Origin of the sequence: Collinsella aerofaciens, assembly GCF_018785245.1 — a bacterium.
GTDB lineage: Bacteria > Actinomycetota > Coriobacteriia > Coriobacteriales > Coriobacteriaceae > Collinsella > Collinsella aerofaciens_AD.
Window position 1 is genome coordinate 35371 of the sequence record NZ_WQPL01000012.1, and the last position, 20488, is coordinate 55858.

The window sequence follows — 20488 nt, forward strand, 5'->3', positions numbered from 1 at the left end:
CTCCCTAGTTACCGCAGGAGGCCCCAGGGCTTACCTCCCAAATCTTTCCGCAGGACGGAAGGATCCCGCCGCGCGAAGCACACGGCGGGGTCCTGACATGTCCGAGGACGATTTGGGAGGTAAGCCCTGGGGGCTCCGATGGGGGCGGTTCCAGCCGAGGCTATTCGTCGCCGAAGCTGATGCCCAGCGCCTTGGCCTCGCGCACCAGATCACTCTGGGGATCGACAAACTTGAGCTTGCCGGCGACATCCTCGAGCGGCATGTGGCACATCTTGCCGTCGCGCAGGGCAATCATGTAGCCAAACTCGCCGCGCAGGCAGCCGAGCGCTGCCTCGACGCCGCACTGGGTCGCAAAGATGCGGTCCTGGGCGTCGGGCTGGCCGCCGCGCTGCGTGTGGCCGGGGATGGCGACGCGGGTCTCGCGACCGGTCTTGGCCTCGATCTCCTTGGCGATGTCGTACACGATTGACGGGCTCGTGCGCTCGGCGAGCTTCTTCTTGTACTCCTTCTTGGGCAGCGCCGCGTCCTCCTTGGAGATAGCGCCCTCGGCGACGGCCACGATAGTAAAGCGGCTGCCGGTCTCCATGCGATGCTCGATGGTCTTGATGACGTTATCCATGTCGTAGGGAATCTCGGGAATCAAGATGACATCTGCGCCGCCCGCGACGCCGGCATACAGCGGAATCCAGCCAACCTTGTGACCCATGATCTCGATAACGAACACGCGGCCGTGACTTGAGGCGGTGGTGTGAATGTCGTCGATGCACTTGGTAGCGACGTCGATGGCGCTCGTAAAGCCAAACGTCAACTCGGTGCCCCAGGTGTCGTTATCGATGGTCTTGGGCAGGGCGATAACGTTGAGGCCCTCTTCGCGCAGGCGGTTGGCGGTCTTGGTGGAGCCGTTGCCGCCCAGCATAAACAGGCAGTCGAGCTGCAGCTTATGATAGGTGTGGACCATCGCCGGCACCTTCTCGACGCCGTCGGCCTCGGGAGTGTCCAGGCGCTTGAATGGCGTACGGCTCGTGCCCAGAATGGTGCCGCCGCGGGTGAGGATGCCGCTAAAATCGGCGGGAGTCATGACACGGAATCTGCTGTAGATAAGGCCCTGGTAGCCGTCCTCAAAACCATAGATTTCAATAGGCTCTTCGCTATTGGTCATAAGCGTTTTGACAATGCCGCGCATGGTGGCGTTGAGCGCCTGGCAGTCGCCGCCACTGGTAAGAAGACCGATCCTAAGCATGATGAATCCTTCCGGGCAAGTTATAACATGCGCATAAGTTTACCCCCGCACACTGTTGATACGGGGGTAAAACGTGTTAGCTCAAGCGTATAGAAATGTAAACAACGTCAGGCGAGCGTAAGGTCGACGAGCCTGGGTCCTTACAGTGCGAAGGCGTCGACGTCGCCCCAGTGGCGGCGCAGCGTAATGGCGGCGGCGGGTTCGGTATTGTCAAAGACGACCGACCATTGCGTATTGCTGGTGATGTCTTTCGGATTGGGTTCTTGCGCTGCAGCGCGTAGGGCCTTCCAAGCGACTGCCTCGTCCTGGGCACCGACATGGGCGTCAAGGACATCGGCGATTGCGATGGCGCGCTCTTTACCATGGCCCAGCTCGTCATTCTTTTGGTTGGGCAGCACTTCGTCGCCATAGCAGGCGTAGAAGTTCGTAACCTGGCGTACAGGAGTCGCTTTGAAAGCGCGGTCCGGATCGCGCGGATCCCACTCTACTACGCGCGCGTCACCGGCGGCGTCGTTGATAAAGAAGTGGTAATCGCGTCCTGCCATGGCGTGCATGTCGTAGGCGGAAAGTAGGTCGACAGCTTCTTGCGTGGTGGCGGCACGGTCGAGCACCAGACGGATGGCGAGCGAGGTATTGATGACGGAGCGTTGCGTGTCCTGGTCACAGGGCTTGGAATCCAGGGTGAGTACGGCAATGGACACGCCACATTCGTTAACACCGTCGAGCTGGGCAAACGGGCCCATGAGTGCGGCGGCGCGTCCGGCGACGGAGTTAAGCGGAGTGTTATCGCCCAGGTTGTTAAGGGCGGCAAGCCCGATTGAGGCATAGCCGCCGTGTGGGTGATTGCGTACCAGCAGCGCCGAGGTGTCGTCCTTAAAGTCGTAATTGCGACCGGTGCGCACACGGCCTTCGGCATCTACGGCGACAAAAGCGCTGCAGGCAAACTGGGGTGCCTGGACATGTGCCGGCACACCGGGCAGCACCTGCGCCACCACGGCATCGATGTAGGCCTGGTCGTCGCGCACGCCAGCGGCGATGATGCGATCAAGATCGTAGTCGTAGGCTATGTCGATTGCATACAGGTCATAGCCATCCGCGTAGCCGGTCAAGCGTTTGAGCGACGCGGCGGACTTGATTTGCTTGTGATAAACGATACCGGTGGCAGCGGCAAGGCTGACGGCGACTCCCGCGACACCGCAGGCGATGGCAATGTTACGTGGCTTCATGACGGCTCCTCTCGTCCTGTTAGCGCAATTGTCGCAAAAGGAGCGCGGGCATGATGGCTCAACTTGGTGAGCGGCGCGGAATTAAGCACGGAATGAAGAGTGCGGCGCTGGCGTGGCGGGGTATGCTGGAGGGGACCATCAACCCAGCGAAAGGGGAGAGCATGACGGATCAGGAAACGCCCGAGCGCGTACACGTGACGGCCGACGATATCGAGGCCGCCAACGACCTTATCGACTTTATCGAGGCATGTCCCAGCATGTTCCATACGGCGGCGACCATTATGGCCGAGCTCGACGAGGCAGGCTTTACCTACCTGCCCGAGAACGCGGCGTGGGACATCGAGCCGGGCGGGCGTTATTACACGCAGCGCAACACCTCGAGCGTTGTTGCCTTTAAGGTGGGCGAGGACCTGGCCGCGACGTGGGGCGAGGACGGCGTTGCCGGTGACTATCATTTTCAGCTCACGGCGTCGCACAGCGACTCGCCGACGTTTAAGGTTAAGGCCGTGCCCGAGCTCGACGGCGCGGGCGAGACGCTGCGCCTGAACACCGAGGCCTACGGCGGCATGATTGACTACACCTGGTTCGATCGCCCGCTGGCGCTCGCGGGCCGCGTGCTGGTGCGCGAGGGCGACCGTATCGAGAGTCGCTTGCTCGCCACCGAGCGCGAAGTCGCCATCATTCCGAGTCTTGCTATCCATATGAACCGCGGCGTTAACGAGGGCTTTGCTCCCAACCGAGCCGTTGACCTGTGCCCGCTCATTAGCGCCGGCGAACTCAAGCAGGGAGATTTTGATGCCCTGATTGCCGATGAGCTGGACGTCGAGCCCGAGCAGATTCTGGGCCGCGATCTGTTCCTGGTCAATCGTCAGGATGCGCGCATTTGGGGCTGGGCTGACGAGTTTATCTCGACGCCCAAGCTTGACGACCTGGCCTGCGCCTATACCTCGCTACAGGCATTTTTGGGCGCCGAGAACGCGCACAACGTCTCGGTCTTCTGTTGCTTTGATAACGAGGAGGTTGGCTCCGAGACCAAGCAGGGTGCCATGTCGACGTTCTTGGCCGACGCGCTGCGCCGCATCAACGGATCGTTGGGCTTTGACGACGAGTCGTACCACCGCGCGCTTGCGGCCTCGATGCTCGTGAGCTGCGACAACGCACATGCCGTGCATCCCAACCATGCCGAGAAGTGCGATGCCCGCAACCAGGTGGTGCTTAACGGCGGCATCGTCGTCAAGGAAGCTGCTAACCAGCACTACTGCACCGATGCCTTTAGCCGCGCGGTGTTCCAGGCCATCTGCGATGACGCCGACGTGCCCACGCAGGCCTTCGCCAACAAGAGCGACATGGCCGGCGGCTCCACGCTCGGCAATCTGTCCAATATGCAGGCGAGCATGCATGCCGTGGACGTGGGCCTGCCGCAGCTGGCCATGCACTCAAGCTACGAGACCGGCGGCGTGCGCGACGTGATGTGCGCCATCCGCGCCCTCACGGCCTTCTACGAGCGCGACCTAACCATCAACGGTGCCGAAAGTGTGGAACTCTAAAATCTGCCAAAAAGGGACAGGTTTACTTTGGCAGGTTTTATCTGGGCAAATGCCGCAATACCACCAGCTGGACGGAATTGTTAAGACACCGCGGGTTGGGCAAACGTCAGCGAGCGACGTCCAGAGCGAACAAGTTGGCATGAAAAAGGCGAGGTATTGACCTTCTGGTCATGCCTCGCCTTTTGAATGACAAATTGTCGCTCTGGGCGGCGCGCAGCGTCGACCGGTCCGCCGTTCGTTAGAACGGCGGAACAAGATTAGTGCTCAATCCAACAGCGCAGGGTTTCGCCGACTTGCAGGTGACGCAGATTCTCCGCGGCGATGTCGACCACATTATTGAGTGTGGCCTCTAGGTGGAACCAGCCGGAGACGTGTGGCGTGATGAGCATGTTGGGCGCATCCCACAGTGGGCTTGTCTCAGGCAACGGTTCGGGGTCGGTGACGTCGACCGCGGCGCCGGCGAGATGTCCCGACTCCAGGGCGGCAACCAAGTCGTCGGCGACCACAAGGTCGCCGCGGCCGCCGTTGGCAAAGAAGGCGCTCGGTTTCATCGCGGCGAAGAACTCGGCGTTCGCCAGGCCGCGGGTCTCGGGTGTGCTCGGCATAAAGGATGCGACGACGTCTGCCTCCGCCAAGTGCTCAGACAGGGCATCCATGCCGTCCATGTCCTCAAACACAATGGGGTAGACGAGCGGATGGCGCTTGATGCCGCGGACGTGCGCACCCATGCCACGGCAGAGCGTGGCAAAGTGGCCGCCGATATCGCCCGCGCCCAGCACCAGCACGTTGGCGTTTTTGAGCGAGGTAACCGGCCCCAAATCCTTCCAGCGATGCTCACGCTGCAGATCGTGATAGCCGGGCAGACGCTTCATCATAGACAGCACCATGGCAAACATGTGCTCGCTTACGGCCTGGCCGTAGGCGCCCACCGAGCAAGACAGTTTGGCGTCGGCCGGTACGGTGCCGGCGGCAAGGTAGTCGTCATAGCCGGCGGTCTGCAATTGCAACAGCTGGAGATGCTCGCATGCCGTGAGCATGTCAGGGTCGATGTTGCCCAGGATCACGTCGGCATCGGCGACCTGCTCGCGCGTGGCGGCGTCGGCGCTCGTGTAGATAAAGTCCTCGCCCGGAGCGCTCGACTCAAGAATTGCGCGATGGCGGTCATTGACGGGCAGCAAAACCAGGATGTTCACAAGCAGTCCTCTCCGCTCGACCTGCAAAAAGGGACAGGTTTTTTGGCAGGTTTTATCAGGCAAAACGTTCAAATAAAAACGCCGGATGCAAGACGAGCGTGCCCGTCAGCATCCGGCGCATCCACGGCTACCAGCTCAGCAGCTCGTAACCGTCCTCGGTCACCACGAGCTGTACCTCGCACTGGGCCGAATCGCTGCCGTCCTTGGTGCGCACGCACCAACCGTCACCCTTGCTGATCTTGATGTCGGGCGCTCCGGCATTGACCATGGGCTCAATGGTAAAGACCATGCCCGGAGCCATGATGGTGTCCACATCGGGTGCCTCGGTGGTAAAGCCCACAAACGGGTCCTCGTGGAACTCCTTGCCGATGCCGTGTCCGCCGTACTCGCGCACCACGCTAAAGCCGGCGTCCTCGACCGTCTTTTGTACGGCCTCGGCCATAACGGACAGCGGCAGCCATGGCTTGACGGCCGCCAGGCCCGCCTCCACGCTGGCGCGGGTGACGTCGACAAGACGCTGGCGCTCGGCAGAGACCTCGCCGATGCAGAACATGCGGCTCGAGTCGCTAAAGTAGCCGTCCAAAATCGTGGAGCAGTCCACGTTGATGATGTCGCCCTCGTGCAGCACGTCTGTATCGCAGGGGATACCGTGACAGACCACATCGTTGATCGAGGTGCACACGCTCTTGGGGTAGCCCTCGTAGTTGAGATCGGCCGGCGTGCCGCCGTGCTCGACGGTGTAGTCGTAGATCATCTGGTCGATCTGGTTGGTGGTCATGCCCGCGGCGATGTGTTCGCCTACGTAATCGAGCACACCCACGTTGATGGCGGCCGAGCGCTTGATGCCCTCGATATCGGCGGGCGTCTTGTAGAGCGTGCGGGGCAGAACCTCCCAGCCCTCTTCCCACAAGCGCTCGAGGCGCTCATCAAAGGCGCTATGGCATTTCTTATATTTTTTGCCGCTGCCGCACCAGCAGGCGTCGTTGCGGCCGGGCACGGGTCCTTTGTCATACATGGCTAACTTCCTTTCATCCGCAGCTAGTATAGCCCACCCACGCGTCCATAAAAGTTGCGGTGATATAGTTCCGATTAAGCGGTTTAACAGCATAAACAGGAACTATATCACCGCAACTGATGGAGCGGGGTGGCGGGCACTAGCTGCTGCGTGGTTTTGCTAGTAGCTCGCCTGACAGGGGATGCCGAGGGCGCGCACACGCGCGGCAATGGCGTCGAGGACGTCGGGTGCTGCTTTGGCAAGGCCGGTGACCGGTGTCTCGCGCGCCACCGTGTAGATGGTCGCCTCCTGCGGACGAATGCGCTCGAGTGCCGCGAGCCAAGGGCCAACGTACTCCTCGCCGGTATTGTCGAGAGGATTGCCCTGGTGTTCGCCGGTCAAAAACATCGTCTGGATAATGACGTGGCCGTTAAAGCTCGCGAACGTCTCGATCTGGTGCTCCACATCGTAGGGGCCAACGGGTTGATCGAGCAGCTGGATAAATGCCGGGTCGACCGTATCGAGCTTGAGGATGTTGTCGTCGACCATCATGAGCGCGTCGTGTACCTGGGGACGGTCGGCGCGCGTGCCGTTGGAGAGCACGGCGATCTTGGAGTTTGGGGCAAGCTCGTCGCGCAGCGCGACAGCGCCGGCGATGGCCTGCGGAAACTCCGGTGCGGCGGTGGGCTCGCCGTTGCCGGCAAACGTGATTACATCGGGCAGCTCACCTTCGACTGCCATCTCGCGCAGCTTTGCCTCGAGCGCGTCGAGTACCACGGCGGCTGTGTTGTACGGCTCATGACAGGGGCGCTCGGCGTTGAGGCCGTTTTCGCAGTAAATGCAGTCGAACGTGCAGATTTTGCCGCTGGCCGGCATCATGTTGACGCCGAGCGAGAGACCAAGGCGACGGCTGCGAACGGGCCCAAAGATGGGGCTGGCATTTAGAAACGTAGACATAGGCATATGCTCCTCAAGACAATTGTGCCTAAGCATAGCATCGGCTCCAAAACAAGGTGCGGGCTCTTGCTTTACAAGTTTCGTTTTTTCACGTCGCTCATTATGCTGCGCCATGAAAAGCCTCGGCTCGGGTACAGTTAATTTGTTAACAAGGCATAAGGCAATGCGGGTCCATCCAACCGTACTGACGTGCAACTGGATGGGCATTGATGATGGGGGCACAACATGGATTTTACGGTCGAGAATGCGGGCACCACGATTGCCTGTCGCGAATATGCCGGCCCGGATGTGTCGCCTGATGCTCCTGCTTTGGTGTGCGTGCACGGCGCTTGTGTCGACGGCACATTTTTCGACGGTATCGCTTGTGAGCTCAGCCGCAACTACCGCGTAATTGCCTACGACCGCCGCGGCTGCGGTGGCAGCAGCGATGCGGCAGACGGCAGCTATGATCTTGCCGCTCAGGCCGCCGACCTGCAAGCCGTGATCGAACACGTTGGCGCTCCGGCAAATGTGCTTGCGCATAGTGCCGGTACGTTGGTTGCGCTGGAGCTTCTTCGCACCGAACCCCATCTCGTCGCCCGTGCGATTCTGCATGAGCCGGCTGTGTCGGCCAAAGGTGTCGGTATGGGCGCAGCTCCGGTTTTGCTCGATATGATTGCGGCGGGAAAGGTTTCAAGGGCGCTCCGGCTTTTCTTGGGAGCCCTCGGCGACTTGGACCCCGAGGCTCCTGGGACGACCGAAGCGGAAGTCAAACATGCCCTGCGCAATGGTCGTTGCTTTATGGCCAATGAATACGGAACAAATATGACATATGCTCCCGACTGGGAGCACGCTCGCGCGTCAAAGGCGGTGTCGGCCGTGTTCTTGGGCGAGCTCTCGGTTGGCACGCCCCGCGAGGCGGGCACGAGGGTGGCTGCCGAATATCTCGATTGCCCCCTTGTGACGATTCCGGGCGCGCATAACGGTCTGCGCGATCGCCCCGTTACGGCGGCAAATGCCGTTCGTGATGTCTTGGAGCGTTAGCACGCTCGATGACCTGCGGGGAGAGGGGTTGTTAGCGTTTCGTCATTGTTAACGAATGCGTCCATAACCGCGCGCCCGCGGCTCCATTACCGCCGCTGGCCAGGTCATAAAAATGTAACGATAATCGCGCGTTTGCCTTCAGCTGTTAGATGTTACCCTTGTACCAATTGATATGCACCGTTGCCGTGCATAACGATAGAAAGGGCCCCATATGCGCAAAAATCACGAGGTCAATCTAACCGACGAGGAGGCTGCCGCTGAGGTCGCCCGCGTCGCGAAGACCTACCCCGTGGTGCGTTTGCTGTCGGCCGATCAGATTAAGAGCGAGCCTAACTGCCTGCTCGCCGGCGATCGCTGCCCTTGTCTGCGTCAGTTGAGTCTTGAGGCTTTGGCAGACTCCGATGAGGTGTCGGAGCAACTGCTCAACGATGGTGTTGAGTACCGCGCTCGCCTACGCCCTCTAAAGGTCGAGGGTGAGCCTCGTGTCTTGCTGATGGTGCGTCCGATCGATGAACAAGAGGCTGCAGAAGAGGACCTTGTCTACACCGACGTGCTGACGAGTGTGCGCAATCGCCGATATTACGAGGAAAAGCTCCGTAGCGCCCGCATGAAGGCCGGCGTTGCGGTGATCGACCTTGATGATTTTAGGGTCTTCAACGATACGTGCGGCCGCCATGCCGGCGACCTTGCGCTCGGTGCCGTGGCGACAGCCATACGCAGCGGTATTCGTTCGACTGACGAACTTGTGCGCTATGGCTGCGACAAGTTTGTGGCCGTCATGCCCGATATTCCCTCCGATGACTTCGCCCGTCGCCTGCGTCAGGTATCCGATGCCGTTCGTTCCGCGATTATTCCGGGCCATGAGCACGTGAGCTTGACGGCATGTGTTGGTGGCGTTCGCATTCATGGCGAGACGGTTGATGAGGGCGTTGGCCGCGCTGTCCAGTTACTGAGCCGTGCTAAGGCAAAAGCCGGTACGGTCGTGACCGATGGCGATTTCATCGAGGCCTTCCAAAACGAAAAGCCTTTGGTGCTTATCATCGATGACTCCGAGATGAACCGAGCCATTCTCAACGAGATGCTCAAGGACGAGTATTGCATCCTCGAGGCTGATAACGGTCGTACGGCGCTCGATATGGTCGACCGCTATGGCGATGAGTTGTCGCTCGTGCTACTGGACATTGTCATGCCGGACGTGAGCGGCTTTGAGGTGCTGGCCGATCTGTCGCGCCGATCGGTTGTTGACAAACTACCTGTCATCATGATCTCGAGCGAAGATTCCGACGATGTGGTTCTGCGTGCGTACGAGCTGGGCGCCTCGGACTATATCAGCCGCCCGTTTGACGCCCGTGTCGTGCGCCGTCGTGTAAGCAACACTATCCGTCTGTACGCCAAACAGCGCCGCCTGACGAGCCTGCTGTCCCAGCAGTACAACGAGCGCGTCAAGAACAGTCGCATGCTCATCGACATCATGGCCGGTGTCATGGAACTTCGCAATGGCGAGAGCGGCAGGCACGTTACGAATATCGAAAAGCTGACCGAGCTGCTGCTTGGCTGTCTGGTCCAGCGTAGCGACACCATTTCCCTCGACAACGAGGAACGCTCCACGATTGCCTTGGCTTCGGCGCTGCACGATATCGGCAAGATGGCGATTGACGATGCGATTCTCAACAAACCCGGACGCCTTACGTCCGAGGAGTTCGAGATTATGAAGACGCATACTACGATTGGCGCCGACATGTTGCTTGAGCTGGGCCGACATCACGTCGGCAATGCGCTTATGGAATATGCGTACCAGATTGCGCGTTGGCATCACGAGCGCTGGGACGGCAAGGGTTATCCCGATGGCCTTAAGGGCGACGATATTCCCATTGCCGCACAGGTGGTTTCGGTGGCCGACGTGTACGATGCTCTGACGAGCGTGCGCGTGTACAAGGACGCTATCCCGCACAAGGAGGCTATCCAGATGATCTTGGACGGTAAGTGCGGTGAGTTTAACCCGCTGTTGCTCGACTGCCTGCTCGAGGTGCAAGACCGTATTGCCGAGACGTTGGCACGCCCCGCCGATGTCGTCGCGTTTCCCACGATTTGGTTTGACCAAAGGAGTTTTTAATCCATGATTTCCATGCGTGAGGCGTATGAGAAGATTGGCGCCAATTATGATGACGCGTGCGCTCGGCTGATGGGCGAGGAAATGCTTGCCCGCTTTGCCCTCAAGTTTTTAGATGACGAGAGCATGGACAAGCTGGAGGCCGCCATGGCGGCAGGAGACGCCGAAGGTGCGTTTATGGCAGCGCACACGCTCAAGGGCGTGAGCCAGAACCTGGGATTCGATAATCTGTACGAGCCGGCGGTCGTGGTGACCGAGGCGCTGCGCGGCGCCGATGCCGTTGACGACGCTCGCGAGGGAATGCATGCGCTGCAGCAGCAATATGCGGCTACGATGTCGGCTCTGCGCGAGGCGGGCGAGTAAGAGGTTGTGAGCCTTGGGCTGTGTGCCTGCCGCGTATAGGCAAAAGGGCGCCCCGCCGGACCATGTGGCCGGCGGGGCGCCCTTATCTGTTATGCGGTTCGCGGGCTAGCGGGCCTGTTTAACCTTGGCCGCTGCCTCGACAAACGACTTCCACAGGTTAAAGTCGGTCTCGAGCGTCTTCCACGTGTACTCGGGGTGCCATTGCACGCCTAGACAGAACGGCTGACCTTCGACCTCGATGCACTCGGGAACGCCGTCGGTTGCCTTGGCGACCAAGCGCGTGCTTTTACCCAGACGATCGACGCAGCAGTGGTGTGCGGAGTTGGTCTGGATCAGCCTGGCGCCGCCAACCGCGCGGTCGAGCAGCGAGCCCGGCACGACCTCGACGGGATGCACGGGGTCGTTGAGCACGTGGGTATGGCGCCACTGCGTGCGGCCCTCGCGCGCACCCAGGCTTGGCACGTCCATGCACAGGGTGCCGCCGGTAGCGACGTTGAGCAGCTGTGTGCCGCGGCACGTGGTAAAGAGCGGCTTTTTGGCGCGAAGCACTTCGCCGACCAGCTTAAACTCAAAGCTATCGCGGATCTCGCAGCAGAGGGTGGGATCGTAGGGTCGATCATCGCCCCAGCGCTTGGGATTGACATCGGGGCCGCCGGGAATGGCGATGCCGTCGGCGATATCGACGTAATGACGGATAACCTCAATGTCCTCGGTGATGGACATCTGCAGCGGCAGGCCGCCGGCGGCAAGGATGGCATCGACAAAGACACTTGCGATTTCCTCGTTGGGGGAGAGCGTCTCGCTTAAAAACGGCTTTGCATCTTCCCAACGCGGCGCGACGAGGATGAGCGGACGGTCGGCGGGGGCGACGTCGACGTGCGGGGTATAGGACGAGGAAGTACGGGTTCCGATCATAGGTGTTGCTTTCGAATCCGGGTGGACATGGCACAGGGGTGCGCGGGGCAAACGCTGGTGATGAATTTGCCCCGCGCGGCAATTGGGTTAGTGGCCCTTGATGGAGTTGAGGAAGTCCTGGGCGCGCTTGGTCTGGGGGTGGCTGAAGAACTCGTCGGGCGTGCCGGTTTCCACGATCTGGCCGTCGGCCATAAAGACGACGCGATCGGCCACGCGGCGGGCAAAGTTCATCTCGTGCGTGATGACGATCATCGTCATGCCCTTCTGGGCCAGACGGACCATGACCTCGAGCACCTCGTTGATCATCTCGGGGTCAAGGGCGCTCGTGGGCTCGTCAAAAAGCATTGCCTTGGGTTGCATGGCAAGCGAGCGGGCGATGGCCACGCGCTGCTGCTGGCCACCCGAGAGCTGTGCGGGTACCTTATCGGCCTGCTCGGCCACGCCCACGCGGCCCAGCAGGTCCATGGCGCGCTCACGGGCCTCGTCCTTGGAGACGCCCAGCACGTCGACCGGTCCCAGCATGACGTTCTGCAGTACGGTCATATGTGCGAACAGGTTGAACTGCTGAAACACCATGCCCAGTTCGGCGCGCATGCGGGCAAGATCCTTGCCTTCCTGCGGCAGGGGCTCACCCTCGATGAGGATCTCGCCCGAGTCGATGGTTTCCAGGCGGTTGATGGTGCGGCACATGGTCGACTTGCCCGAGCCCGAGGGTCCGATCACAACGACGACCTCGCCGCGGTCGACCGAGAGATTGATGTCGTTGAGGACGTGTAGATCGCCATAGTGCTTATCGACGTGCCTGAGCTCAATCAGCGGCTGATTGCCGGTAGAAGAAGTGCTCTGTGCCATGGTGCTCGGCTCCTAATGACTCGAAATGGTAAAGCGTTAGCGGATGATGGTCGCGCCGGTCTTGTGCGAAACATAGACAGCGGCCTTGTTGATCGCGACGTTGATGAGGATATAGATGACCGCGATTACCAGGTAGACCGACACGAGAGCGTCGTAGTTGGTAATGAGCACGCGGGCGTTTTGCATGAGGTCGGGGTAGCTCACCACATAGGCGACGGTGGTGTCCTTGACCACGACCACAAGCTGCGAAATCAACGACGGAATGATAAATCGAATAGCCTGCGGCAATACGATTTTAAAGGTGATTTTAGCCTTGGAGAGACCGAGCGCCTGGGCGGCTTCGACCTGGCCGCGCGGCACGGCGTTGACGCCGGCGCGGAAGATCTCGGCAAGTACGCCGGCCGCAGCGAGCGCGACGGGAAGCGTGAGCATCCAAAACGACGGCAGCGCGATCTTGTACTGGGGCAGCACCAAAAAGAAGAAGTAGATGAACAGCAGGCTCGGCACGCCGCGGAAGAAATCGGTGAGTACGCGGCAGACCAGCTGCAGCGGCTTAATATCGCTCGTGCGGCCGAGCATAAGGGCTAAGCCCAGCACCAGCGCAATGACGCCGGCGGTGAGTGCGACTTTAACGGTGCCCTCAAAGCCGGCAAGCAGGAACTTCCAGGTGGTGAGGTGCGTAAAGAAATACCAGTAGTGGACCGAAAGCTGGCCGGTCACATAAAAGCGCTGCAGTACCAGGACGACGAGTGCGGCCACGGTAACGAGCGAAATGGCGGTGCCGATGCGAATCTTGGCGAGCATCTTGGGGCCGGGAGCCTCGTAGAGCGCATCGCGCATGGTAAGCGCAGGGGAGGAATGCTTGTTCATCGGAGGATCCTCACCTTCTTATCGATATAGTTGCCAATGTGGCTCACCACAAAGGCCGTGCCCAGGTAGCCGAGCGCCGAGATAAAGAACGCGGCGACGCCGCCGAGCGAGCGCGTGTTGATGTAGCTCACCACGCCGGTGAGCTCCTGCGGCTTAAGCGGCACCTGGCTGCCTAGCGCGGTGGTGAGCATGACGGCGATAAAGAGGTTGGTCATGGGCAGCACGCTCGAGCGCAGCGCCTGCGGAATCACGATCTTGGCGAGGATGCGGTTAAAGCTCATGCCCAGCGAGCGGGCGGCTTCCACCTGGCCAACGCCGACGGTGTTGATGCCGCTCATAAAGTTCTCGGAGCCAAAGGCCGAGCCCAAAAGGACCGTGGCGACGATAACGCAGGCGCGGTAGGGCAGGACGACCTTGAGCGGCGGCAGCGCGTAGACGACGATGATAAGCAGCGCGATGCCAGGGATGTTACGGAAGACCTGGACATACAGGTCGCCAAAGACGCGCAGCGGCTTGAGCGGCGACACGCGCATCACGGTGACGGCGATGGCCAGCACCATGGCGATGACAAACGACTCAAGCGTCATGCCCCAGGTTGCGAGCAGCGCGTCGGTATAGTTCTGGCCATAGAGCGACCAGAGCTCGGAGAGACTCATGCGGACCTCCCGCCGATAAGGAAAGGGGCTCCCGTGTGTGCGGAAGCCCCGACAACTCAGTAAGGAAACAGTTTATCGCAATAAAGCACATCGTGCGTTTCCGTATGGTTTCGTTGCGGCCGTTACTAGGCTCGCTGTTTAGGCGCCGATCTCGGGCAGCTCGGGAACATTGGTGTCGCCCGTACGGTCGCCGATGCAGACCTGCCACAGCTCGGTCCAGGTGCCATCGTCCTCGATCTTCTTAAGGAAGTCGTTGACAAAGGCGACGCCGTCGGAATCGAGCGGCAGGCCGATGCCGTAGGGCTCCTTGCTGCCGAAGGGCTTGCCGGCGATCTTGTACTTGCCGGGCTCGCGGACCAGGGCGCTCTGCTGCATGTTGTTATCGATGACGTAGGCATCAACGCGACCCTGCTGGAGTGCCTGGCGGGCCTCCTCGTCGGTCTTGAACTCCTGCTGGCTGGCCTTGGGAACGAACTCCTCCAGGATGGCGGGGCCGTTGGAGCCGGACTGGACAGCGACGTTCTTGTCGGCCAAGTCGTCGACGCTCTTGATGTCGTCGTTATCGGCGAGCACCAGGATGGCCTGCTGCGTGTAGTAGTAGGGGCCGGCAAAGGAGACGAGCTTCTTGCGCTCGTCAGTGATGGTGTAGGTGGCAAAGACAGCGTCGACCTGGCCGTTCTGCAGGACGGACTCGCGTGTGTCCGAGGTAACCTGGGTGATCTCGACCTTGTTCTCGCCCAGAATGTAGTTGGACAGGAGCTGTGCGATACCGGCGTCGAAGCCGCGGGTCTGACCGTCTTTCTCGTTGAGGAGGGAGAAGAGCGTGGAGGTCTGAACGCCACCGATCTTAAAGACGCCGGCGTCCTTGACGGCCGTGGCCCAGGTGCTGGCGGCGATGGCGTCGTCATCGGCCTTGGGGCCGTTGTCGACGAGCTTGTCGAATGCCTTGGCATCGAGCGTAGCGGAAACCTCGGTATCCTCGGAGCCCTTGGAGGAGCCGGCGGCGGAACCCTTGTCGGCCTCGGCGCTGGTGTCGGAGCAGCCGGCAAGACCAAGGCCGGCGACGGTTGCGAAGGTAGCGGCGACAAAGCCGCGGCGGTCGAGAACGACCTGCTGGGAGAGGTTCTTGCTCATGGTAGAACACCTTTCTCAATAAAATCCCTAGCGGTTGAGTAGAGTTATACCCTATCGCGCTCAAATGGGTCAACACGAAATAACTCAGAAACATACTTACCTTATGGGTTATTCTGCCTACCAAAAAGGGACAGGTCTATTTTGGCAGGTTTTATCTGGGCAAACGTCGATTATTACAGCTGAGATAGCGTTTTGAAAACCACCACAAAGGGGACAGGCACCTTTGTGGTGGATCTTGCAGATGTGGCGGCCTGCCTCGCTGTTTTGTCTCAATCTGTAACAGTTAGACGGGAATTCAGGCCCTAGATGTTACAGATCGAGATAATTGAGTTGGGAAAATAAAAACCTCCGCAGGGGTGCTTCCCTCGCGGAGGTTTTCTTACTCGTTGAGTAGCCTTACGGCTTCGGCGGCCATGTTCTCGATCGTCATGCCGTTCTGTGCGAGCAGCTCGTTGGGGTCGTAGCGGTCGGGGAAGCCCTTGGCGATGCCGAAGGTGCGCGTGCGCAACGGCGTGCATGCCAGATAGCATGCCACGCGCTCGCCCCAGCCGCCGTCCAAGATGCCGTCCTCGAGGGTGACGACAACGCGATGCTCGGCGGCAAGACTGTCGAGGAACTCGCGGTCGAGCTCGGTTGCAAAGCGCGGGTTGACGAGCGTGGCCTCGATGCCGTACTCGGCAGTCAGACGGTTTGCCACGCGCTCACCCAGCTCAAAGAAATCGCCAAGCGCGAGCACGGCAACGTCGCGGCCCTGACGCACCACGTTGTAGCGAACGGCGCTGTAGTCGGTGTCTTCGGCGGGCGCAAGGTCGGGGCGGCTTACCAGGCCGATGCCCGGTACGCGGATTGCCACGGGATGCTCGCGGTGGTCGAGCGACCAGCTCAGCATGGACAGATATTCCTCCATGCAGGCCGGCGCCAAGTAGTGCATGTTGGGAAGACCGCCCAGCATGGAAATATCAAAGAACGAAAGATGCGTCTCGGACGTGGTGCCAAAGATTGACGCACCAAACACCAAAATGGTTGCGGGGACGTCGTTGAGGCACAGGTCGTGCCACAGCTCGTCGTAGGCGCGCTGCAAAAACGTACCGTACACACCAAAGACTGGCTTGGCGCCCGAGCGCGCAAGCGCGGTGGCAAAGGTCACGGCGTGCTCCTCGGCAATGCCCACATCGACGAACTGTTTGCCGGCGGCAGCGCGAAGCTCGGGTGTAAAGCCCATGATGTAGGGCGTGGCGGCCGTGATGCCAACGACCTGTGGATCGCGCTCGATGGCGGCGCTGAGCGCCTCGCCCGTAATGTCAGCATAGGTGCGCGGCGCGGGCTCGCTCGGATGGCCCGGGCAAAGCTTGCGCCCAGTCGCCATGTCAAACGGACCCACGTGGTGCCAGCGTTCGGGGTCGCTCTGGGCCGGCTCAAAGCCCTTGCCCTTGGCGGTGGAGACGTGCAGCACGATGGGATGATCGATATTGCGCAGTTCCTGCAGCGCGTCGACCAGGGCCAACACGTCGTTGCCGGCGTCCAAATAACGGTAGTCGAGTCCCATCGCGCGGAAAACGTTGCGCTCACAGGTGCCGTTGCTGGTGCGCAGCTCGGCCAGATTGCGATAGAGGCCACCGTGGTTCTCGGCGATGGACTGGTCGTTATCGTTGACGATGATGATCAGGTTGCTGTCGAGTTCGGCGGCATTGTTGAAGCCCTCAAACGCCAAGCCGCCCGAAAGCGAGCCGTCGCCAATGATGGTGATGACGTTGTAGCTGTCGCCCGCCAGATCGCGGGCGTGTGCCAAGCCGCAGCCCAGGCTCACCGATGTGGAGGTGTGGCCCATGGCGAACAGGTCGTGCTCGGACTCGTCGGGATTGGCAAAGCCAGAAGCCTCGCCATAACGCTCCGGATCGATATAAGTGTACGCGCGACCGGTCAGCGCCTTGTGGGCGTAGGTCTGGTGCGAAACGTCAAAGACAATCTTGTCGATGGGGGAGTTAAACACGCGATGGAGCGCGACCGTGAGCTCAACGACGCCCAGGTTGGGGGCAACGTGTCCGCCGACAGCGGCGGAGCTTTCGAGGATGGCGTGGCGAATCTCGTCGCAGAGCTGCGGGAGCTCGACGCGATTAAGAGCCTTGACGTCCTCGGGCGTTGTCGTTTGCGTAAGCAGCATCGTTGTGGGTTACTCCATGCGAATCGAGCGCCGGCGCTCCCTCGGCCGGCACAATTGCACAAAACAGTCTCGCACATTTTGGCGTTTGATATGTGACGGCGGCGCGGTAATTCGCCAACTGGCGGGGCAAAACGTTTTGTCTGATGCCATACTGATGTGTCCCATGATGTTTTTATCGATTGCGCACAGGCCGTGGCTTGTCGCCGTGAGTCGCTGGAAGGAGGCAGCATGTCCGATGTCGTTCGTGCCGAGAAAATCGCGCACGAGGTCGACTATGCTGCCCGTCAACTGGCACAGATGGGCCGTCTGGACCTGACGCGCGAGTTTATCCAGCATGGTGACGTGACGGTCTATGCGCATGTGACTTCGGTAGCGCGGGCGAGCCTGTCCTTTGCCGAGCGCCTGGGCCGCGTCGGTGTCTCGGTTGACCGCGCCTCGTTGCTGCGCGGGGCCCTGCTGCACGATTACTTTCTCTATGACTGGCACGATCCCGACCCGAGCCATCGACTGCACGGATTCCGGCATCCATTTTTTGCTCTGGCGCGTGCCGAAGAGGATTTTGAGCTGACGCCGCGCGAGCGGAATATCATCGCGCGCCATATGTTTCCGCTGGTACCGGTGCCGCCGACGTGTCGTGAGGCATGGATTGTGTGCCTGGCAGATAAATGGTGCGCGCTGCGCGAGACGGTCGCCGGTCGTCTGCGGCGCATGGACGAGGCGGACGATGGCGTGAGCAGCGAATCGAGCGAGAAGAGGAGAGGGTAGACGGTGGGGACCGCGATCGACATGGCATTTGACGGCGCGACGCTTGCCGCCTGTCCGCTCTCTGCGCTGGTGCTCTCGTTTGCCTTCTACGGTTTTTGCGGCTGGGCTTGGGAGTCGACGGTCTGCGCCATGCTCAACCACGGACGCTTTGCCAACAGCGGCTTTTTGCTGGGACCGTGTTGCCCCATCTATGGCGCGGGCGGCATTGCCTGCTGGCTGCTGTTGCGCGGAATTCCTGACGCGTCGAGCCAGTTTGTCGCTGCAGCGCTCGTATGCAGCGTGATTGAGTACAGCGTGGGCGTGCTGCTGGAAAAAACAACAGGCGCTCGCTTTTGGGACTATTCGCACCTGCCGTTTAACCTGCACGGACGCATCTGTCTGTACTGGGCATGCGCGTTTGGCCTGGGTGCGTTGTGCATTTGTCGCGTGGTGGAGCCGGCGGTGTTGGGCCTGCTTGCCCATCTGCCGGTGCTGATTGTGCGGCTGTCCGCCTTTATCGTCGCGGTCGCGATGATGGTCGACGCGGTGTGCTCGTTGGCGAGCTGGCGGCGTCTGTTCGATCAGTTGGAGCGCGTCCGGGCCGACCTTGCCGACCGCATCAATGAGTCGCTTGCCGATGCGTCAGACTCCATGCTCGAACGTATTCCCGATTCGGCGATCGACTCGGTGGCACAGACGCACATCCGCAGCCGTGCCGTTAACGCGTGGCTGGCGGAGCTGGGCGACGCGACGCTCGATGCCCTGCGCGAGAAGGCTTCGATGCCGACGTTTATCTCGGATGGTGCTCGCGGCCTGGCGCTCGCTGCCCGCCGCGTGGCCGATGCCGCGCCGAACATGCCGCGTCCGTCGCTCAGTCGTCGCCTTGCCGGCAAGCGCATGAGCCGTCCGGTGCCAAGCGTGTCGCTCAGCCGACGCGACCTGCGCTTTTTCAATGCCTTCCCGCGTCTGCGCATCAATCGCTACGAAGGTGTCATTCGAGCAACTAATCTCCGCGACCGCGCCCACGAGCTGTTTCGGCGCTAGCCGGGATGGGCGCGCTCACGGCTCCCTTGCTCGCGTATTTCCCGTTCGTTTCGCGTCCGTTGCCGCGCCGTTTCCAAGATTGCGGCACTGTTGGAGACGGCAAGATTTGGGTCGAGCCGGTCGAGGAGGTTATCCGCATCCGTACCGGCGAACACGGCCCCGCTGCGGTGTAGGACAATCTTTCGCCTGACGGGCGTGCCTCTCTTGGGGCGCGCCCGTTCTCGTCTACAATATCGTGCAGACGAAGGAGAGGCATGCCCATGATCAAGATGTTTGCGAGTGACTTAGACGGAACGCTGCTGAACGCCCTGCACGAGGCAGATGGGACCATCCGCCGTGCCATTCGCGAGCTGACCGAGGCCGGCCTGCATGTGGTTCCCGCGACCGGGCGCTCGACGCTGCCGATTGGCGAGCATGGCTTTACGGGCCTGGCACTCGACGTCTGCTGCTCCAATGGGTCCATCGTGCGCGACAGCCATGGCGAGGTGCTCAGGACCTGGACCATCGACTCGCAGATTACCGAGGAGCTGCTCAAGGAGTTTCCGGATATCTGTTTTGACTGCTCCACGCCCGATGGCATGTTCTCGAGTGGATCGTTCGAGATGCACCAGGCAGGCTTTAAAAAAGACAGTCCTATCAAGCGCATCGTGATGCGCGGTATGCGTGCACGTGGCGGGTACCACGAGGAACAGTATTTCGACCAGTCGATCGGTGACATCCTGCGCCACGATGTGTGCAAGATCAACTGTCGCGTGACCTCGCCCGAGCTGGAGCGCGACCTTAAGGCGTATTTGGCCGAGCGCTCGGACCGTGTGGTCAACGCGCCGTTTGATCCGGTGATGTTTGAGATCACGGACGTGGCGTGCAACAAGGGCGAGAGTGTGGCCTGGCTGGCGGGCTACTACGGCATTGCCGAGGACGAGGTCGCGGTTTACGGAGACGGCGGCAACGACATCGCCATGCTCAAACGCTTCCGCCATAGCTACGCGACCAAAAACGGCAGTGACGCGGCCAAGGCCGCCGCGAGCGCGACTATCGGTAGCTGCATGGCCCACGCCGTCCCCAAACACATGCTTGCCACCATGCACAAGCAGAATTCCTGCACCGTAATCGAATAATGTGACAAAGGGACAGCCCTTTTGTCACAGGTGACGCTGGTCTCTTGAAATACGAACAAACATTCGCATATCTAACTGCGCTTTGATAGAATTGATACTGTTGGCGGCAGTTCCATGTGCCGGGCAACGCCCTCCATCTGATGGGAGGTGATGCCCATGACCGATCTGATTGATTTCGTGAGACTTCTGACCGCTTTGGTCTCGTTCTCCACGGCGCTCGTCGGGCTTTCCGAGGCACTCAAGCAACGTTCGAAGCAACGTAAGACGATATGAGAAAGCCATTGGGGGCCGCCTCCCCCGCGGCGCAGCTTCTTTCCGCGGGCTCGGGGTGCCACAATGGG

The 20488-nt window shown here is 60.7% G+C and carries 19 protein-coding genes; 8 read left to right on the forward strand and 11 right to left on the reverse strand.

Annotation, left to right across the window (positions count from 1 at the left end; translation table 11 throughout):
• Nucleotides 1-160 precede the first annotated feature (160 nt).
• Nucleotides 161-1240 (reverse strand): 6-phosphofructokinase, encoded by a 1080-nt coding sequence (locus GPK39_RS02630; RefSeq protein ID WP_196025713.1) that lies wholly within the window; start codon nt 1238-1240, stop codon nt 161-163.
• 140 nt (nt 1241-1380) lie between these two features.
• Nucleotides 1381-2466 carry a carcinine hydrolase/isopenicillin-N N-acyltransferase family protein gene (locus GPK39_RS02635; protein WP_215673667.1) on the reverse strand — a complete coding sequence of 362 codons (1086 nt, stop codon included), beginning with the start codon at nt 2464-2466 and terminating at the stop codon, nt 1381-1383.
• 161 nt (nt 2467-2627) lie between these two features.
• Between GPK39_RS02635 and GPK39_RS02640 the strand changes: the two genes are divergently transcribed.
• Entirely contained in the window at nt 2628-4013 is a 1386-nt protein-coding gene (locus GPK39_RS02640; RefSeq protein ID WP_252204587.1) for a M18 family aminopeptidase, read from the forward strand.
• 257 nt (nt 4014-4270) lie between these two features.
• On the opposite strand, the gene GPK39_RS02645 is transcribed toward GPK39_RS02640, so the two are convergent.
• The 3 genes from GPK39_RS02645 to GPK39_RS02655 all read right to left on the reverse strand — a co-directional run bounded on the left by GPK39_RS02645 (nt 4271) and on the right by GPK39_RS02655 (nt 7157).
• Nucleotides 4271-5206, reverse strand: coding sequence for a D-2-hydroxyacid dehydrogenase (locus tag GPK39_RS02645; RefSeq protein WP_215673669.1), 936 nt, complete (start codon nt 5204-5206; stop codon nt 4271-4273).
• Nucleotides 5207-5333: 127 nt separating this feature from the next.
• Nucleotides 5334-6221: a type I methionyl aminopeptidase gene (map, locus tag GPK39_RS02650; protein ID WP_055286839.1), complete on the reverse strand. Its 888-nt coding sequence runs from the start codon at nt 6219-6221 to the stop codon at nt 5334-5336.
• 159 nt (nt 6222-6380) lie between these two features.
• Nucleotides 6381-7157, reverse strand: a complete 777-nt coding sequence (locus tag GPK39_RS02655; RefSeq protein ID WP_215673670.1) for a radical SAM protein — start codon at nt 7155-7157, stop codon at nt 6381-6383.
• Nucleotides 7158-7382: 225 nt separating this feature from the next.
• Between GPK39_RS02655 and GPK39_RS02660 the strand changes: the two genes are divergently transcribed.
• The 3 genes from GPK39_RS02660 (at nt 7383) to GPK39_RS02670 (ending at nt 10653) form a co-directional block, all read left to right on the forward strand.
• Nucleotides 7383-8180 (forward strand): alpha/beta fold hydrolase, encoded by a 798-nt coding sequence (locus GPK39_RS02660; RefSeq protein ID WP_215673671.1) that lies wholly within the window; start codon nt 7383-7385, stop codon nt 8178-8180.
• A gap of 211 nt (nt 8181-8391) precedes the next feature.
• Nucleotides 8392-10293, forward strand: coding sequence for a diguanylate cyclase (locus GPK39_RS02665; protein ID WP_215673672.1), 1902 nt, complete (start codon nt 8392-8394; stop codon nt 10291-10293).
• Between the two features lie 3 nt (nt 10294-10296).
• Nucleotides 10297-10653, forward strand: a complete 357-nt coding sequence (locus GPK39_RS02670; protein WP_195240810.1) for an Hpt domain-containing protein — start codon at nt 10297-10299, stop codon at nt 10651-10653.
• Nucleotides 10654-10758: 105 nt separating this feature from the next.
• On the opposite strand, the gene GPK39_RS02675 is transcribed toward GPK39_RS02670, so the two are convergent.
• The 6 genes from GPK39_RS02675 to GPK39_RS02700 all read right to left on the reverse strand — a co-directional run bounded on the left by GPK39_RS02675 (nt 10759) and on the right by GPK39_RS02700 (nt 17241).
• A complete protein-coding gene (locus tag GPK39_RS02675) occupies nt 10759-11568 on the reverse strand; it encodes a gamma-glutamyl-gamma-aminobutyrate hydrolase family protein (RefSeq protein ID WP_215673673.1) in 810 nt (269 codons plus the stop codon).
• 87 nt (nt 11569-11655) lie between these two features.
• Complete coding sequence (locus GPK39_RS02680) at nt 11656-12420, reverse strand: amino acid ABC transporter ATP-binding protein (RefSeq protein ID WP_276571283.1); 765 nt, start codon at nt 12418-12420, stop codon at nt 11656-11658.
• 36 nt (nt 12421-12456) lie between these two features.
• Nucleotides 12457-13290 (reverse strand): amino acid ABC transporter permease, encoded by an 834-nt coding sequence (locus GPK39_RS02685; RefSeq protein ID WP_215673674.1) that lies wholly within the window; start codon nt 13288-13290, stop codon nt 12457-12459.
• Nucleotides 13287-13946 (reverse strand): amino acid ABC transporter permease, encoded by a 660-nt coding sequence (locus GPK39_RS02690; protein WP_215673675.1) that lies wholly within the window; start codon nt 13944-13946, stop codon nt 13287-13289. The genes GPK39_RS02685 and GPK39_RS02690 overlap by 4 nt, the downstream gene beginning before the upstream one ends.
• 138 nt (nt 13947-14084) lie before the next feature.
• Nucleotides 14085-15080 carry a glutamate ABC transporter substrate-binding protein gene (locus GPK39_RS02695; RefSeq protein ID WP_215673676.1) on the reverse strand — a complete coding sequence of 332 codons (996 nt, stop codon included), beginning with the start codon at nt 15078-15080 and terminating at the stop codon, nt 14085-14087.
• 379 nt (nt 15081-15459) lie between these two features.
• Complete coding sequence (locus GPK39_RS02700) at nt 15460-17241, reverse strand: 1-deoxy-D-xylulose-5-phosphate synthase (protein WP_215673677.1); 1782 nt, start codon at nt 17239-17241, stop codon at nt 15460-15462.
• A 228-nt stretch (nt 17242-17469) separates the two neighbouring features.
• Between GPK39_RS02700 and GPK39_RS02705 the strand changes: the two genes are divergently transcribed.
• The 4 genes from GPK39_RS02705 (at nt 17470) to GPK39_RS02720 (ending at nt 20147) form a co-directional block, all read left to right on the forward strand.
• Entirely contained in the window at nt 17470-18006 is a 537-nt protein-coding gene (locus GPK39_RS02705; RefSeq protein ID WP_215673678.1) for an HD domain-containing protein, read from the forward strand.
• Between the two features lie 3 nt (nt 18007-18009).
• Entirely contained in the window at nt 18010-19029 is a 1020-nt protein-coding gene (locus GPK39_RS02710) for a putative ABC transporter permease (protein ID WP_338404379.1), read from the forward strand.
• 5 nt (nt 19030-19034) lie between these two features.
• A complete protein-coding gene (locus GPK39_RS09870) occupies nt 19035-19202 on the forward strand; it encodes a P-II family nitrogen regulator (protein ID WP_215673679.1) in 168 nt (55 codons plus the stop codon).
• An 87-nt stretch (nt 19203-19289) separates the two neighbouring features.
• Nucleotides 19290-20147: an HAD-IIB family hydrolase gene (locus tag GPK39_RS02720; RefSeq protein WP_215673680.1), complete on the forward strand. Its 858-nt coding sequence runs from the start codon at nt 19290-19292 to the stop codon at nt 20145-20147.
• Nucleotides 20148-20488 lie beyond the last annotated feature (341 nt).

What these genes read in the sequence shown, in the direction of transcription:
- GPK39_RS02660 (WP_215673671.1), top strand. Translation starts at nt 7,383, where the DNA reads ATGGATTTTACGGTCGAGAATGCGGGCACCACGATTGCCTGTCGCGAA.
- GPK39_RS09870 (WP_215673679.1), top strand. Translation starts at nt 19,035, where the DNA reads ATGGGCGCGCTCACGGCTCCCTTGCTCGCGTATTTCCCGTTCGTTTCG.
- GPK39_RS02705 (WP_215673678.1), top strand. Translation starts at nt 17,470, where the DNA reads ATGTCCGATGTCGTTCGTGCCGAGAAAATCGCGCACGAGGTCGACTAT.
- GPK39_RS02635 (WP_215673667.1), bottom strand. Translation starts at nt 2,466, where the DNA reads ATGAAGCCACGTAACATTGCCATCGCCTGCGGTGTCGCGGGAGTCGCC.
- GPK39_RS02675 (WP_215673673.1), bottom strand. Translation starts at nt 11,568, where the DNA reads ATGATCGGAACCCGTACTTCCTCGTCCTATACCCCGCACGTCGACGTC.
- GPK39_RS02640 (WP_252204587.1), top strand. Translation starts at nt 2,628, where the DNA reads ATGACGGATCAGGAAACGCCCGAGCGCGTACACGTGACGGCCGACGAT.
- GPK39_RS02680 (WP_276571283.1), bottom strand. Translation starts at nt 12,420, where the DNA reads ATGGCACAGAGCACTTCTTCTACCGGCAATCAGCCGCTGATTGAGCTC.
- GPK39_RS02695 (WP_215673676.1), bottom strand. Translation starts at nt 15,080, where the DNA reads ATGAGCAAGAACCTCTCCCAGCAGGTCGTTCTCGACCGCCGCGGCTTT.
- GPK39_RS02655 (WP_215673670.1), bottom strand. Translation starts at nt 7,157, where the DNA reads ATGTCTACGTTTCTAAATGCCAGCCCCATCTTTGGGCCCGTTCGCAGC.
- GPK39_RS02665 (WP_215673672.1), top strand. Translation starts at nt 8,392, where the DNA reads ATGCGCAAAAATCACGAGGTCAATCTAACCGACGAGGAGGCTGCCGCT.
- GPK39_RS02700 (WP_215673677.1), bottom strand. Translation starts at nt 17,241, where the DNA reads ATGCTGCTTACGCAAACGACAACGCCCGAGGACGTCAAGGCTCTTAAT.
- map (WP_055286839.1), bottom strand. Translation starts at nt 6,221, where the DNA reads ATGTATGACAAAGGACCCGTGCCCGGCCGCAACGACGCCTGCTGGTGC.
- GPK39_RS02670 (WP_195240810.1), top strand. Translation starts at nt 10,297, where the DNA reads ATGATTTCCATGCGTGAGGCGTATGAGAAGATTGGCGCCAATTATGAT.
- GPK39_RS02685 (WP_215673674.1), bottom strand. Translation starts at nt 13,290, where the DNA reads ATGAACAAGCATTCCTCCCCTGCGCTTACCATGCGCGATGCGCTCTAC.
- GPK39_RS02630 (WP_196025713.1), bottom strand. Translation starts at nt 1,240, where the DNA reads ATGCTTAGGATCGGTCTTCTTACCAGTGGCGGCGACTGCCAGGCGCTC.
- GPK39_RS02720 (WP_215673680.1), top strand. Translation starts at nt 19,290, where the DNA reads ATGATCAAGATGTTTGCGAGTGACTTAGACGGAACGCTGCTGAACGCC.
- GPK39_RS02690 (WP_215673675.1), bottom strand. Translation starts at nt 13,946, where the DNA reads ATGAGTCTCTCCGAGCTCTGGTCGCTCTATGGCCAGAACTATACCGAC.